The sequence below is a fragment of the Pelatocladus sp. genome, from assembly GCF_059505505.1.
In genome coordinates this window covers 31,628-45,890 of sequence record NZ_JCACKS010000217.1, presented here as the reverse complement: position 1 = coordinate 45,890, position 14,263 = coordinate 31,628, and the positions used below count along the sequence as shown (strand labels likewise).

Below are 14,263 nucleotides of genomic sequence, written 5' to 3'. Positions count from 1 at the left end.
TTTACAACTCAGAAACTTGATTTACAACTCAGAAACTTGATTTACAACTCAGAAATTTAATTTACGACTCAGAAACTTGATTTACAACTCAGAAACTATTTATAGCGTTTTTCAGGTAAATAAAGTAAACGTGTATGGGCGTAGACATCCCTACAATCCTATAAATATTTGGGATTAATAAAGGAATCCTTATGTGTAAGGATTTCTATTTGTGTATATCGGTGGTCGATTTCTAAAACATAAATATTGTCGTGTTTTCAACTCATATTAGACGTAACTCTGTGCATAAGCAAACTTATCTGAAAGTACCTTTTGTTTGGGAAGAACCTCAGCCACTTATCGAAGTTCCTCCTCGATTGAAGGCTGAATTTATGAGGCAAGCTATTCAAGAAGCATTAGATAAACTCGAAAAACAATAAAATTAAAACCGTACAAAAAAAGAATGGAATGTAGCTTGTGATTGCTATCATTCCATTTTGGAAGAAAGTTGGTAGTAAGCCGGGTTCTGTTCTCTTAAAATCAAGAGGGCGGTTATCTATCTGGGACGACTGTTACCAGACGCCTCTAGCGGCTCTTGTTGTGGAACTGGTAAAAGACCAACCATAGTTCCATTTTGCCTTGCTTCCAACCGGGGTTTACCGAGCCAACACCTCTCGATGTTGCTGGTGCGCTCTTACCGCACCTTTGCACCCTTACCCTTTTCAGTTATCAGTTATCAGTTATCAGTTATTTACTGTTCACTGACAACTGTTCACTGTTTACTGAAAGAAGGCGGTATTTTTCTGTGGCACTATCCTCGCGATCGCTCGCACTGGGCGTTACCCAGCAAGTTTGGTCTTTCGGAAGCCCGGACTTTCCTCAAACTAGCCACGTATTGACTAATCTGCAACCGCCTACGCCTACTCTCTCCCAATATTTAGTTTAGTATTGAATGACTTTGTTCTGTTACTTCTAGCGTTGAATCCCTAATCTCTCAAGAAATTAACGCCTTTTATTCCAAGGCATTGCGTAATACCAAGGCAGTTTTTTGATTGTAAAAGGACAATCGACAATACACATAGCAGGTTTATTTTCACCTGGAACTAAACCAACCCGCAATTCGGAGATCCTCAATACTAACTGCAAGGAAAATTTTAATTCTTGTTTTCTATCTATAAAAGCTTGAAATAATTTTCTTTGGGCTTTAACAGGACTTTTTTCTAGCGCACTGATATTAATCAAAGGTGTATTAACTTGGTATGTTTTTGTTAATTCATCCAATTTAAAAACATCCTCAGCGGCCACTGCTGCTGAAAGAGTTTTGGTAGGAGCAATTAAGCTAGGACTTTGCGGTACAGCAAGGTCACGCGTCAAATCTGGGGATTTGCGAATTACTCGCCGCGATTGTTTGCTATATTCAACTACTAAAGAGCAATTGTCCCAGTCTACATACAAAGCTAGGTTTTGTGATTTATTCTCAATACTTACAGATAATTCCTTCAATTCATCAATGAAATATGAGGGACTAAGTCTAAAAGATATGCCGATATCATCTTGGAGATTTTTTTCTTTGAGTTGCTCATCAACAATCTTTTTCTCATAAATAAACTTAATTTTGTCGTCGATGGACTCAATCATCTTCGTAAACGTATAAGTGACGCCAATAATATATAGCGTTAAAAAAATTAAATTCCCCTCATTCCTAGCGACCATATATATAAGCTCCTGTAAAATATTTCATCGGCAATTATTTGCCAAACATTTATCAGTTATTGATTCTACAGTAATTTACTGATAACTGTTAACTGTCAACTGTTAACTGATTTAACGGTCTAACCTCGAACTATTTTCTAGCCAACCCCTGCGCCAAAAAATGTATAGTAAGATAACGGCTATCACTGCCATCACTAATAAACAAGCTGGATACCCCCAATACCAGTTCAACTCAGGCATATTATATGGTGATTTTTCTGTATTAAAGTTCATTCCATAAACGCCAGCAATAAAAGTTAGAGGAATAAAAATTGCTGAAATCACAGTTAGCAATTTCATGATTTCATTCATTCTATTACTGACTGCCGAAAGGTAAACATCCATTAAGCCCGAAGCTAATTCTCGATAGGTTTCTACCATATCTATTACTTGCACCGCATGATCATAACAGTCTCGCAGGTAAATACGAACTTCATGACTTATCATCTCGCTATCGTCTTGAATCAGCTTATGAAGTGCATTGCGTTGGGGCCAAATCGCGCGACGTAGTTGTAATAATTCTCGTTTAACTTTATAGATTTTCTTTAATGTTTTTGGTGTAGGTTGAGCAATGACTTCATCCTCTAAATCTTCAATACGTTCACCAAATTTTTCCAACACAGGAAAAAAGCCATCAATAATTGCATCTAAAAGAGCATAAGCTAAATAATCTGTACCATTTTTGCAGATAATACCCTTGTTTTTAAAAATGCGCGATCGCACTGGTTCAAAACAATCTCGTTTTGGTTCTTCTTGAACTGTCAACAAGTAATGTTTTCCTAATACAAAACTGACCTGTTCACTGTGGAAACCATGAGATTTTTTTTTAGGCATAACCATACGCGCAATGATTACTAATTGGTCTTCATAATCTTCTACCTTTGGGCGTTCTGGCACATTAACAACATCTTCTAACACCAAGGGATGTAACTCAAAAACCTGCCCCAATCTTTGTAAAATATCTTCACTACCTAAACCACGCACATCTACCCAAGTTACCGACTTAGTATCTAGATAAGCAGCACACTCTTCTGGTGTTTCTACTTCTTTGCTAATTGCTTCAGTGGAACTATAATCGATTAATACAATCTTTGGTGGTGGTGCGTCTGCATCAACAATAATAGTCCCTGGTAAAGTTCCAGGATAATGATAGAAATCTTCGTGATCTCCTTCAGTTACTATTGAATTTGAGTGATGCTTTTTTTTAGCCATGCTCTTTTACCCAAATAGTTAGTATAGTTAACGGTCAAGGGTCAAGGGTCAAGAGTTAATAGTTATTGATCATTACCACTAACCACTGTACGGGCATACAGCTATACGCCCCTAATAACCACTAATTACTAAGATTACTAAATAAAAATGAAAAAACAGTTTGCCTTAGCTAAGACAAACTGCTTCAAAATTTGTAGATATAGACAGACAGTATGAGACTACATCATACCCATACCCATACCGCCCATACCCATACCGCCCATACCACCCATACCGCCCATACCACCCATACCGCCCATACCGCCCATATCGGGAGCGCCACCGGCGGGTTTCTTCTCAGGTTTTTCAGCAACAACGGCTTCGGTGGTTAAGACCATAGAAGCAATAGAAGCTGCGTTTTGTAAGGCATAACGCACGACTTTAGCAGGGTCAAGAATACCTGCGGCAATCATGTCTTGAAATTCACCAGTAGCAGCATTGTAGCCGACGTTGAATTCTGTAGTACGGACTTTTTCAACAATGACAGCACCTTCGACACCAGCGTTGTCTGCTATTTGACGTAGGGGTGCATCTAGCGATCGCTCAACAATATCAGCACCAATTTTTTCTTCGTCGTTGAGGCTGTTTTTAATTTCGGCGATTTTTGTGGATAGATGAATCAACATCGTACCACCACCAGGGACTATACCCTCTTCTACAGCAGCTTTGGTGGCATTGAGAGCATCTTCAATCCGCAATTTACGGTCTTTGAGTTCAGTTTCTGTGGCTGCACCAACTTTAATTACAGCCACACCACCAGCCAGCTTGGCGATGCGTTCTTGCAGTTTTTCCTTGTCATAATCCGAATCAGTTTCTTCCAACTGCTTACGAATTTGAGCAATACGCTTCTGCACGTCGCCTGAGTGTTCGCTACCAGCAACGATGGTTGTGTTGTCTTTGTCAATGGCAATTTTCTGGGCGGTTCCCAGCATTTCCAAAGAAACGATATCTAAGCTTAAACCGATTTCTTCGGAAATTAATTGTCCACCAGTGAGAATAGCAATATCTTGCAACATTGCTTTGCGGCGATCGCCAAATCCAGGTGCTTTAATAGCAGCAGCTGACAGCACACCCCGCGCCTTGTTGACTACCAAAGTTGCCAAAGCTTCACCTTCTACATCTTCAGCAATAATCAATAGGGGTTGACCCAAACGGGCAACTTTTTCTAAAACAGGTACTAAGTCTTGAATGTTGCTAATTTTTTTATCGGTGATCAGAATACGGGCATTTTCAAATTCCACCGTCATCCGCTCGTTGTCGGTGATAAAGTAGGGGGAAATGTAACCCCGGTCAATCTGCATACCCTCAACTACTTCTAATTCAGTAATTAGGGATTTAGATTCTTCCACGGTAATTACACCATCTTTGGTGACTTTTTCCATGGCTTCGGCAATCATGGCACCGATTTCTTCGTCGTTACCTGCGGAAACAGTTGCGACTTGGGCGATCGCACTTCCTTCTACTGGCTTGGCGACTGTAGCAATTTCCTTTACCAGCTTTTCAACGGTTTTTTCAATACCGTGTCTTGTTGCGACTGGATTTGCTCCAGCTGCTACGTTTTTCAAGCCTTCCCGGATCATCGTTTGTGCCAGCACCGTTGCTGTGGTTGTACCATCGCCAGCGACTTCTTTGGTTTTAGAAGCAACTTCTTGGATGAGTTTTGCACCTGTGTTTTCGAGAGGATCTTCTAGTTCAATTTCTTTTGCAACAGTGATCCCATCATTCACAATTTGGGGTGTACCAAACTTTTTTTCTAAAAGAACGTTGCGACCCTTTGGCCCCAGGGTGATTTTCACTGCATCAGCAAGAGTATTGATGCCCCTTTCTAAGGCACGTCGGGAATCTTCATCAAATGCAATAATTTTGGCCATATTTTTTAGTTTGGTTTAATTTGTGAGTTCTTCCATTAGACAATTTAGCACTCACAAGGCAAGAGTGCTAAGTCAGTCAATTTTGGATTTTAGATTTTGGATTTTAGATTGACCTCAATCCAAAATCTAAAATTGCTAGTCAACAAGCCATAAGCTGTTGAGTTTATTAATCTTTAACTAGGCTATAGGAGGATATCGGTTGATGGATGTAGGGGAATCCACCCATAAAAATCCAAATTTCCTCCTATTGCCTCAATAAATGCTACTGAAAGCAAAATAAGACACATCCATATACCCTCATATTTGTAGTGAGAAAAAAAAATGATTGTTATACACTTGATGCTGATGTTGGATACTGGCATTAATGGTGGAAGCGATAGATGAATATATACAGCTTCCTTGAGGCGCTTGGTATTGCTGAACCTAGCGGTTCCGGCTGGTTAGCAGTAGTGTTTACATTTCTCTTAGCGTGGGTTGTGACGTGGCGTTTAATTCCGGCGGTACGTAAATTTGCCTTGCGAGTTGGTTGGGCGGATCAACCCAATGCACGGCGTTTGAACCGAGAACCTTTGCCTAATGCAGGGGGTCTGGCGATCTACGCGGGAGTAATAGCGGCTTTGATCTTAGCAAGCCTGTTAAGACCAATTGAACTTCAAGGCGTACTAGCTCAGGTTTTAACCATTCTTTTGGGAGGTTCGATATTAGTCCTGGTAGGCTTTATCGACGACCAATTCGGCTTACCTCCCTCAGTTCGCCTGTTAGTACAAATTCTGACGGCGCTACTGTTAGTTGGGAATGGCATTAGCATTCAAGTTACTTTTGGTACTCCCATTGACTCGCTACTCTCAACATTGCTAACGGTGTTTTGGGTGGTAGCAATTACTAATGCCATTAATTTAATGGATGGTATGGATGGTTTGGCGGGAGGAGTTAGCTTTATTACTGCTATGAGTTTACTGGCAGTTTCAGCACAGTTTCCTAACTGGGCAGCAGCGACACTAGTTTTAGCAGCCTTAGCAGGAGCAGCACTAGGTTTTTTACGCCATAACTTTCATCCGTCGCACATCATTATGGGTGATGCCGGAGCATACTTTTTTGGCTATGTGCTAGCCGCAACTGCTATTGTAGGCGACCTACAAGCCACTACAATCTTTTCTTTAGTACCGCCTGTTTTGTTTTTGCTTTTGCCTGTGCTAGACACTACTCAAGTATTTGTGCGGCGACTATTGGCAGGTAAAAATCCTCTTAGTACTCCAGGAAAAGACCATTTGCATCATCGCTTGCTAGCTTGGGGCTTATCTCAGCGCCATGCAGCTCTGACTCTCTGGTCAATTGCTTTAGTTTGTAACTGGCTGGCGATGACAATACGAGGCATGAGTTTGGTAGTTATACTTGCCACTACTCTCAGTATTATCACTTTGTTAGGTTTCACTGTTTGGCAGAGGATAAAGGCAACATGAAAGTCAAAAGTCAAAAGTCAAAAGTCAAAAGAAATAATCTTTTAACTTTTAACTTTTTACTTTTGCCTTCTCTAAGCCATCACCATTCCACCATCTACGTTCAATACTTGTCCTGTGATGTATCCAGCTGCGGGATCAGCAGCAAGGAAACGTACCATCCCAGCAACTTCTTCTGGTTGACCATAGCGACCTAGAGGAATATATTTGAGAATACCTTCAGCATCAAGCTCGCTAGTCATGTCTGTGGCGATAAAGCCAGGGGCGACGGCGTTAACTGTAATACCACGAGATGCCAATTCTTTAGCAACAGTTTTGGTAAAACCAATTACACCTGCTTTGGCAGCGCTGTAGTTAGCTTGTCCGGGATTGCCCATAAGTCCAGCAACAGAAGTAATATTGATGATCCGTCCTGATCGCTGTTTTAGCATGATTTTACTGGCGGCACGAGTACATAAAAATACACCAGTTAAATTGAGATCAATTACTGCTTGCCAATCTTTTGGCTTCATTCGGAGTAAAAGTGTATCACGTGTGATACCAGCGTTATTGACCAAGATATCAATACGATTGAACTTTTCGATCGCAGCATTTATTAAAGCATCAACTTGATCTTCCTTACTCACATCAGCCGCAAGCGCGATCGCACTTCCACCCGCTTGAATAATTTCTGATACTAACTCATTAGCCGCTTGACTAGAACTGGCATAGTTGACAACAACGCTAGCACCTACTTTCGCCAATTCCTGTGCGATCGCTCTTCCAATTCCTCGTGAAGCACCTGTAACAATCGCTACTTTACCTTGTAAAGTTTGTAAATTTTCTGGCAAAAGTTCCATCGTTTTTCCTGTTATTTACATTGAGATATTGCGCTAACTATCTTAGTGGGAATTGGGGATCGGGGATCGGGGACAAGGAGGACAAGGAGGACAAGGAGGACAAGGAGGACAAGGAGGAATTATTTAACAAGTTTCTTCCCAATCCCTCATCCCCGATCCCCAGTATTGCAAACATGCTTTACAATCATCTAGGCTGCTAGCAACTACTATTAAAATCAAACTATAAAAAACTGGTGCGTATCACATGTCTACAAAAAAGCAATTCAATAGCTTTGAAGAGATGCTATCTGGTTCTGATGTACCTGTATTAGTAGATTTTTATGCTGACTGGTGTGGCCCTTGCCAGATGATGACTCCGATTTTAGAGCAAGTTAATGCCCAACTCCAAGGTCAAATCAGAATCGTCAAAATTGACACAGAGAAATACAAACAATTAGCTACTCAGTATAAAATTGAGGCTCTACCAACTCTAGTATTGTTTAAGCAGGGTCAGCCAGTAGACCGAATTGAGGGTGTTTTACAAGCACCGCAATTAGTACAGCGTCTAAGAACGTTGATGTAAGGTGGTTGGTAGTTAGAGAGTGAACTACCCACACTGACCTGATGGTACAGTGTGGGCTTCCAAGTTCACAGAGGAATGCCGCATCTTGGATTTGCGTCCTCGAATTGGTCTTATTTCCTCTCCATTGGTGTTAGCGTCCCTCGTCCCAGAGGATTTTTTTTAAATTGGGATGCTCCCAGTTTTTTTAGCTAGTAACTAAATTTGAACGCCAGGAATTTGTCACCACTTCAGTACTCTTAGTACGTCCATCTGGAGATGTGTAATTTTTTCTGGTTGTAGTACTACCAGAGTCTTGATTACCTTCATCTGAACCTTCACCAATACCTAATAACCCAAAAACTACAACAGGCTCAATCGCAAAAACATTATATCCACCCGATACTTTTTCGCTCTGGTCATGGCTGAGTTCTTCAAAATACAAACCAATATTTTCCAACTCATAAATGTTTAAGTCAAATGGATGATGCATCACAGGCTCCTTATTTAAATTCCAAAGTCGCGCATTCCAAAGTCAAAAATCGTTTCTTGACTTTGTATAACCTATTTAATTTCCCCAATTTGAAGTAGGGGCTAGCGAGCAAAAAATAACTAAATTGTGTTGAGGGAAAATCAAAATTTTAATTTCTACCCCTAATTAAAATTTAATGTCAATGTTGTATCTATTTCCAGGTAAATTGCGTAATTTAATTTACCTAAATATGAAGAGAAAATTTCATTTTTCAGCAAAGTGTAATTAGTCAGTGGTTAGTGAGGGTTTTAAACTGTAAGTTAATTTTTGAACAAAGTTACCTATACCTTACTGTTTGTCAAAGTCTTTGGTTAATTCATCAACAAATTTTCTAAGCCGTTCTTGCCAGTTGGGAAGTTGCCACAGCACTTGCTACCCCTAACACTGTCATTAAAGCAGGGTGGTTTCATACAAGCAGAGAAAAATTAAAATCTTCTTTTAAAGCCTCTCCCCTTAATAAGGGGAGAGGTTTGGAGAGGGGTAAAAATCTATGCTTCAAAACGAGAAATACAGACTTCCATATTTTTCTTTTTTCGTATGAAACCACCCTGCCCTCACACTGTCATTAAAGGGATCTTGAATTTGATATTTGCAATTTTGTCAAATATTTTACTATAACTATTATTCATATATTTCTAGATTAGAACTACGGGCGATCGCTTGATACTCAGTTTCTTTTGTAGGTCAATAAAAATCACTCCACAAGAGTGAAAACCAGAATTTTGGCGATACTCCGTGAATTTTCTAATCTTAAGTATAAAAATTAAAACTCCAACCCTAATGGGGTGGTTTTTTCTTTGCAATACTCAGCATTGGTAAAGTCTGACTAGAAGAGCGCGAAGGTAAGTAATGTTGTACCACAGACTCTTCAACAGGTAGAGGACGACGCTGTTGACGTAGCCACAATTTTAATAAAAGCGTTACTCCTGCTGTTCCTAAACCAAACACGAATAAAGACCACTCATCATCAAATCCACCGATCAGCGCGTCTACCACTCCCATCGTAATCAATACGCTGATTAGCGGTTCTTTTCGGTAGGCTGACTTTAAAAAACGAGGCAATACAGCATTTACAGCATTCATCACAGCTTGGTTAATTTCAGTTCACCTTTCGCGTAAATTTACTGAGAGTTTTTCACCTACATTGAGCGCCCTAAACTAGAGCCTACATTTACATCATAATATTATATTTATTTATTCAACCAAAGTATTGCGATAGGCTACTTTTGGGCGGTTTTCCGAACGTTTATAATACTGATAAATATTTAAGATAAATATAAATAGATCCCCGACTTCTCACAAAAGTTGGGGATCTTGTTTATCAATTTCACTGACTTACAAGTCGTAAACTCGCAGTTTTTTGTGATTTACTTGAGACCGAGCCATGTTAGCACACCCTTATCGGTGAAGTATTCAATCAACACCATCAGGATAAAGCCGATCATTGCAGCTCGACCATTTAAGCGTTCGGCATATTCACTAAATCCAAATTTTGGCTCTTCCAGCTTAGGGGTTACGCTTGGTTGTGGTTGTGTCATCATTTGAAAAAACCTCTTTGTTGGGAAATGTTCGGTAACTACACTTTTGTGGTATTGCACATTGAGCGATATCACTCGACAACTGTTTTACATTTTTTTACTATTCTTAATATATTTTAGGAATACTCAGGAAATCGTCAAGTCCGTTTAGGGGAAACAAGGAATACAACAAGGACACAGCAATTCAAAATTCAAAATTCATAACTTGTTGTCCCGATCCCCGATCCCTATTCCCTTCCTCAATCCCTGCTCCCCAATCCCCTTTCCTCAACTGAAGTCAATGTTAAATTGGTGATATCAGGGCAAACTCAGGCGAATTCGTATTATTGGATTCAACATACTAAGGACAAGACTGACAAACTAAAGCTACACAAAAATTAATTAGGGGCAGTGAATGGATATAGGTATTCCCAAAGAAACTAAAGACCAGGAGTTTCGAGTTGGGTTAAGTCCCTCTAGTGTCAGGGTACTAAAAGAAAGCGGTCACAATATATTTGTAGAAACTCAAGCTGGCGCAGGTGCAGGATTTACGGATGATGACTACAAAAATTCAGGTGCGGAAATCGTCCCAACATCTGAAGCTGCTTGGAATCGGGAGTTAGTGGTAAAAGTCAAAGAGCCACTGGCAATAGAGTATAATTTTTTGCAAAAAGAGCAGGTTTTATTTACTTATTTGCACTTAGCTGCTGATCGAAATTTAACTGAGAATTTAATTAATAGTGGCGTTTGTGCGATCGCCTATGAAACAGTAGAACAACCAGGTACAAACAGACTACCCCTACTGACGCCAATGAGTGTGATTGCTGGGCGTTTGTCGGTGCAGTTCGGAGCAAGATTCTTAGAACGGCAACAAGGGGGTAGAGGTGTCCTTTTAGGTGGAGTACCTGGTGTTCAACCAGGTAGAGTAGTAATTTTAGGTGGCGGTGTAGTTGGCACAGAAGCCGCCAAAATTGCTATCGGTATGGGGGCTAGGGTTCAAATTCTAGATGTGAATGTAGAACGCCTGAGCTACTTGGAAACTCTTTTTGGTTCACGAATAGAATTACTTTACAGCAACTCTGCTCATATTGAAGCAGCAGTTCGAGAAGCAGACCTATTAATCGGTGCTGTTCTAGTACTAGGACGAAGAGCGCCCGTTTTAGTGTCTCGTGAATTAGTCAAACAAATGCGACCAGGATCAGTAATCGTTGATGTAGCAGTTGACCAAGGTGGCTGTATAGAAACTGTGCAGACTACATCTCACACCAACCCTGTCTATATTGAAGAAGGTGTATTGCACTATGGTGTCCCTAACATGCCAGGGGCAGTTCCTTGGACGGCAACTCAGGCACTTAATAACAGTACTTTACCATACGTGGTGCAATTAGCAAATCAGGGAATGGAAGCGCTAAAAAATAACCCTGCATTAGCCAAAGGTGTAAACGTGCAAAATCATCGCTTGGTGCATCCCGCCGTGCAAGAGGTTTTTCCTGATTTGGTGTAGATATTAGGGACAAAGGGACAAGAGGGACAACTAATCAGTTAACAGTGATCAGTTATCAAATTAAACTGTTAACTGTTTACTGTTAACTGATTTATGCCCGATCCTTAATCCCCTATTTCACCTTAATTGGTGTGAGAGCTACACCTTTGTAGTAATATCCTAAAATTTGCAGGTGGTTGGCTCCCTGTAAAGCCAAATTGTAAGCGCCCCATTGACTCATGCCAATAGCATGACCAAAACCTAGTCCTTGGAGTGTGAAACCACCGTTACCGTTGGAGATGCTAAAGCGGGTACTTTTTAGTTTTAAAGCTGTACGCACTTCTTCGCCTCTGAGTATCTTTTCGCCTTTGTCGCCAACTATTTTCAGGGTTTTCACACTGTTAAAAGGCGATCGCTGTTCAATAATTATTTGCTTGGCGTTACCGATTTGGGGAAATTTGCTGCTAATTTCCGTAGGGCTAAAAGTTCTCATCCAGTAGCATTCGCGGATATTTTGATCAAAGTCGGGAACCGCACGTAGGTATGGTTCTTTGCTTGACCAAACATCTTCGACGTTTTCGGTGTGTCCACCTGAACAAGCATGAAAAACCGAGAGGATAATTTGGTTCTTGTAAGTTAGTATTTGTCCGGCGGTACCATCAACAGCCGCATAAGTAGGGCGAGATTCGCTAATCACACCTTTATAAATCTGCCAACGATCTGGACTTGCACCCAAATCATAAATGGGATTATTGCGCTGTCTTGATCGCTCATAAAGAGCATAGGTACGAGCTGCGATCGCTTGGGCTTTGAGGGCTTCTAAAGGCCAACGACTATCCATTTCACCACCCAAAACACTGTAGAGATATTCTTCTAAATCTACCCAGTTGACAGCAGTGACACCTTTATCTGTGGGGACAACTAAAGTTCTACCTCGATACCAGCGATCGCCTATATAAACAAATCCCTCCTTACCCTTTGGTTCAATCCAAAATAAACCAGAACGCCACTTATCTAAGGCTATTCCACCAGGAACCGCTTGGGCATAATAAGCATTCATTGCTGGTAGTTGTCCCAGAGTACGCCCGCTACTATCCTTGACAACCGCAGTTGTAGAACTGCCAACTTTAACCTGCTTGACATCCCGTTCAATAGCTACTCGCAGGATCACAGACGCTTGGGCTGGTAGACATAATGCAATCCATAAAAGCACACCCAGCCACCAATGGCGTCCTTTGATGTGGGAAAACAAAGAGGCTAACAACAGTTGGAATTTCATGCCATTGATCATTTGGTTACAGTTTATATTTTAGGACTTACGCATTGACAGAAAAGTCAAAATAACAGGTATAGTTTTCAAGGCTTATAGCTAGATTTTTCAATGATATTTTAGCGATGTCTACTAAAAAAGTAGCCCTGAAATTCAGGGCCACTTTGTATCTTCCCAGTTTATAACTTGATGAAGATTTAATGGGATGCTTCAGTAATTGGAACCCATTCCGTGTGGAAAGAACCTGGTTTGTCAATGCGCTCATAGGTATGTGCGCCGAAGTAGTCGCGTTGAGCTTGAGTGAGATTTTGTGGCAAGCGATCGCGACGATAGCTGTCAAAGTAATCTAAAGATGCACTAAATGCTGGTACGGGAATTCCCAATTTAGCAGCAGTTGCTAATACTTCCCGCCAAGCAGCCTGTCTATCGAGAATTGTTTGCTTAAATTCTGGCGCTAACAATAGGTTAGGTAATGCTGGGTCTTCGTTAAAAGCCTTCTTAATCTTGTTTAGGAATCCAGCACGAATAATACAGCCACCTTTCCAAATTCGCGCCAATTCACTCAGCTTCAAATTCCAGTTGTATGTTTGTGAAGCTTTGGATAGCAACGCCATCCCTTGAGCGTAAGAACAGATTTTTGAGCAATACAGGGCATCACGCACCATGTTGACAAAATCTTTGGTTGCGCCGCTATATTTGCCAGTAGGCCCTGTAAGTACCTTGGATGCTGCTACACGCTCTTGTTTGTAGGAAGAAATAATCCGAGCATTTACTGCTGCGGTGATTGTCGGTATGGAAACCCCCAACTCCAACGCTGTCTGCACAGTCCAACGTCCAGTACCTTTTTGTCCAGCCGAATCTACAATCAATTCGACCAAAGGCAAATTTGTATCTGGGTCGATGTAGGGGAAAATGTTGGAGGTGATCTCAATCAAAAACGAATTGAGTTCGTCAGTGGTATTCCACTCTGTAAATACTTCGTGCAGTTGATTGTGATCCAATCCACCAGCATTTTTTAGCAAATCATAGGCTTCAGCAATGAGCTGCATATCGCCATACTCAATGCCGTTGTGTACCATTTTTACGTAGTGGCCAGAACCACCAGGCCCAATATAGGTAACACAAGGACCATCATCAACTTGAGCGGCAATTTTATTGAAGATCGGCGATAGATACTGATAAGAGCTTTCAGTACCTCCTGGCATCAAAGAAGGACCATTGAGCGCCCCTTCTTCACCACCACTTACACCCATACCAATGTACCGGAATCCGGCAGGTTCCAGTTCTTGAGTGCGTCTATCTGTATCTTCAAACCAAGAATTACCGCCATCGATAATGATGTCACCTTCATCAAGCAAAGGTTTGAGCTGGCCAATCACTGCATCCACAGGTTTGCCAGCCTGTACCATGATTAGGATTCTTCTGGGACGTTCTAGAGAAGCGACAAACTCTTCCAGGGTAAAAGCAGCTTTAGCGTTTCTGCCCTGAGCGCGCTCCGCCATGAACTTGTCGGTTTTTTCGCGTGAGCGATTGTAAACGGCAATAGGGAAGCCATTACGCTCAACGTTGAGAGCGATGTTTTCCCCCATGACGGCCAAGCCAATCACACCAAAGCTTTGTAGTGTCATAGATTTTTTGGCTAACTCTTCGTGATCTTTTATCTTTAAGGGTAGTCCGAGATTTTCGCTTCTCCCCTAAAGAAGACATTAAAAGTTCAGCGACCGAGTAGAAATGCACAACTTACACAGATAATTAATTTTAATTTGTATCGAAA

13 protein-coding genes and 1 other RNA gene are annotated in these 14,263 nt (G+C 41.1%); 4 read left to right on the top strand and 10 right to left on the bottom strand.

The genetic code is table 11. From position 1 onward, the window contains the following. Positions 1–281 precede the first annotated feature (281 nt). Positions 282–419 (top strand): hypothetical protein, encoded by a 138-nt coding sequence (locus AC5JMK_RS19515; RefSeq protein WP_495910841.1) that lies wholly within the window; start codon positions 282–284, stop codon positions 417–419. Between the two features lie 59 nt (positions 420–478). Here AC5JMK_RS19515 and rnpB read toward each other — a convergent pair. The 4 genes from rnpB to groL form a co-directional block, all read right to left on the bottom strand. Beyond that, an RNA gene (gene rnpB, locus AC5JMK_RS19510) (RNase P RNA component class A) lies at positions 479–907 on the bottom strand. Between the two features lie 74 nt (positions 908–981). Further along, positions 982–1,692 carry a hypothetical protein gene (locus tag AC5JMK_RS19505; protein WP_096675464.1) on the bottom strand — a complete coding sequence of 237 codons (711 nt, stop codon included), beginning with the start codon at positions 1,690–1,692 and terminating at the stop codon, positions 982–984. 111 nt (positions 1,693–1,803) lie between these two features. After that, positions 1,804–2,943 (bottom strand): magnesium/cobalt transporter CorA, encoded by a 1,140-nt coding sequence (gene corA, locus AC5JMK_RS19500; protein ID WP_495910840.1) that lies wholly within the window; start codon positions 2,941–2,943, stop codon positions 1,804–1,806. Positions 2,944–3,161: 218 nt separating this feature from the next. Continuing rightward, complete coding sequence (gene groL / locus AC5JMK_RS19495; RefSeq protein WP_096675462.1) at positions 3,162–4,853, bottom strand: chaperonin GroEL; 1,692 nt, start codon at positions 4,851–4,853, stop codon at positions 3,162–3,164. 380 nt (positions 4,854–5,233) lie between these two features. On the opposite strand from groL, the gene AC5JMK_RS19490 reads away from it, so the two are divergent. Next, on the top strand, positions 5,234–6,313 hold the full coding sequence (locus AC5JMK_RS19490) for an MraY family glycosyltransferase (RefSeq protein WP_495910839.1): 1,080 nt from the start codon (positions 5,234–5,236) through the stop codon (positions 6,311–6,313). Between the two features lie 71 nt (positions 6,314–6,384). On the opposite strand, the gene fabG is transcribed toward AC5JMK_RS19490, so the two are convergent. Next, positions 6,385–7,149 carry a 3-oxoacyl-[acyl-carrier-protein] reductase gene (gene fabG, locus AC5JMK_RS19485; protein ID WP_096675460.1) on the bottom strand — a complete coding sequence of 255 codons (765 nt, stop codon included), beginning with the start codon at positions 7,147–7,149 and terminating at the stop codon, positions 6,385–6,387. A 244-nt stretch (positions 7,150–7,393) separates the two neighbouring features. On the opposite strand from fabG, the gene trxA reads away from it, so the two are divergent. Then, entirely contained in the window at positions 7,394–7,711 is a 318-nt protein-coding gene (gene trxA, locus AC5JMK_RS19480) for a thioredoxin (RefSeq protein ID WP_096675458.1), read from the top strand. Positions 7,712–7,895: 184 nt separating this feature from the next. Here the strand turns inward: trxA and AC5JMK_RS19475 are convergent, their stop codons facing one another. The 3 genes from AC5JMK_RS19475 to AC5JMK_RS19465 form a co-directional block, all read right to left on the bottom strand. Further along, a complete protein-coding gene (locus tag AC5JMK_RS19475) occupies positions 7,896–8,180 on the bottom strand; it encodes a hypothetical protein (RefSeq protein ID WP_096675457.1) in 285 nt (94 codons plus the stop codon). Positions 8,181–8,996: 816 nt separating this feature from the next. Beyond that, on the bottom strand, positions 8,997–9,302 hold the full coding sequence (locus tag AC5JMK_RS19470) for a hypothetical protein (RefSeq protein ID WP_096675456.1): 306 nt from the start codon (positions 9,300–9,302) through the stop codon (positions 8,997–8,999). Between the two features lie 284 nt (positions 9,303–9,586). After that, positions 9,587–9,757 (bottom strand): CAB/ELIP/HLIP family chlorophyll-binding protein, encoded by a 171-nt coding sequence (locus AC5JMK_RS19465; RefSeq protein ID WP_096678868.1) that lies wholly within the window; start codon positions 9,755–9,757, stop codon positions 9,587–9,589. A 394-nt stretch (positions 9,758–10,151) separates the two neighbouring features. On the opposite strand from AC5JMK_RS19465, the gene ald reads away from it, so the two are divergent. Then, complete coding sequence (gene ald / locus AC5JMK_RS19460) at positions 10,152–11,240, top strand: alanine dehydrogenase (protein ID WP_495910838.1); 1,089 nt, start codon at positions 10,152–10,154, stop codon at positions 11,238–11,240. Between the two features lie 112 nt (positions 11,241–11,352). Here the strand turns inward: ald and AC5JMK_RS19455 are convergent, their stop codons facing one another. Next, on the bottom strand, positions 11,353–12,510 hold the full coding sequence (locus AC5JMK_RS19455) for a SpoIID/LytB domain-containing protein (protein WP_096675454.1): 1,158 nt from the start codon (positions 12,508–12,510) through the stop codon (positions 11,353–11,355). A gap of 176 nt (positions 12,511–12,686) precedes the next feature. Then, entirely contained in the window at positions 12,687–14,117 is a 1,431-nt protein-coding gene (gene gnd / locus AC5JMK_RS19450) for an NADP-dependent phosphogluconate dehydrogenase (RefSeq protein ID WP_096675453.1), read from the bottom strand. Between the last annotated feature and the right edge of the window lie 146 nt (positions 14,118–14,263).

What these genes read in the sequence shown, in the direction of transcription:
- corA (WP_495910840.1), bottom strand. Translation starts at nt 2,943, where the DNA reads ATGGCTAAAAAAAAGCATCACTCAAATTCAATAGTAACTGAAGGAGAT.
- AC5JMK_RS19470 (WP_096675456.1), bottom strand. Translation starts at nt 9,302, where the DNA reads ATGAATGCTGTAAATGCTGTATTGCCTCGTTTTTTAAAGTCAGCCTAC.
- AC5JMK_RS19465 (WP_096678868.1), bottom strand. Translation starts at nt 9,757, where the DNA reads ATGACACAACCACAACCAAGCGTAACCCCTAAGCTGGAAGAGCCAAAA.
- AC5JMK_RS19475 (WP_096675457.1), bottom strand. Translation starts at nt 8,180, where the DNA reads ATGCATCATCCATTTGACTTAAACATTTATGAGTTGGAAAATATTGGT.
- AC5JMK_RS19490 (WP_495910839.1), top strand. Translation starts at nt 5,234, where the DNA reads ATGAATATATACAGCTTCCTTGAGGCGCTTGGTATTGCTGAACCTAGC.
- groL (WP_096675462.1), bottom strand. Translation starts at nt 4,853, where the DNA reads ATGGCCAAAATTATTGCATTTGATGAAGATTCCCGACGTGCCTTAGAA.
- fabG (WP_096675460.1), bottom strand. Translation starts at nt 7,149, where the DNA reads ATGGAACTTTTGCCAGAAAATTTACAAACTTTACAAGGTAAAGTAGCG.
- AC5JMK_RS19505 (WP_096675464.1), bottom strand. Translation starts at nt 1,692, where the DNA reads ATGGTCGCTAGGAATGAGGGGAATTTAATTTTTTTAACGCTATATATT.
- ald (WP_495910838.1), top strand. Translation starts at nt 10,152, where the DNA reads ATGGATATAGGTATTCCCAAAGAAACTAAAGACCAGGAGTTTCGAGTT.
- AC5JMK_RS19455 (WP_096675454.1), bottom strand. Translation starts at nt 12,510, where the DNA reads ATGATCAATGGCATGAAATTCCAACTGTTGTTAGCCTCTTTGTTTTCC.
- gnd (WP_096675453.1), bottom strand. Translation starts at nt 14,117, where the DNA reads ATGACACTACAAAGCTTTGGTGTGATTGGCTTGGCCGTCATGGGGGAA.
- trxA (WP_096675458.1), top strand. Translation starts at nt 7,394, where the DNA reads ATGTCTACAAAAAAGCAATTCAATAGCTTTGAAGAGATGCTATCTGGT.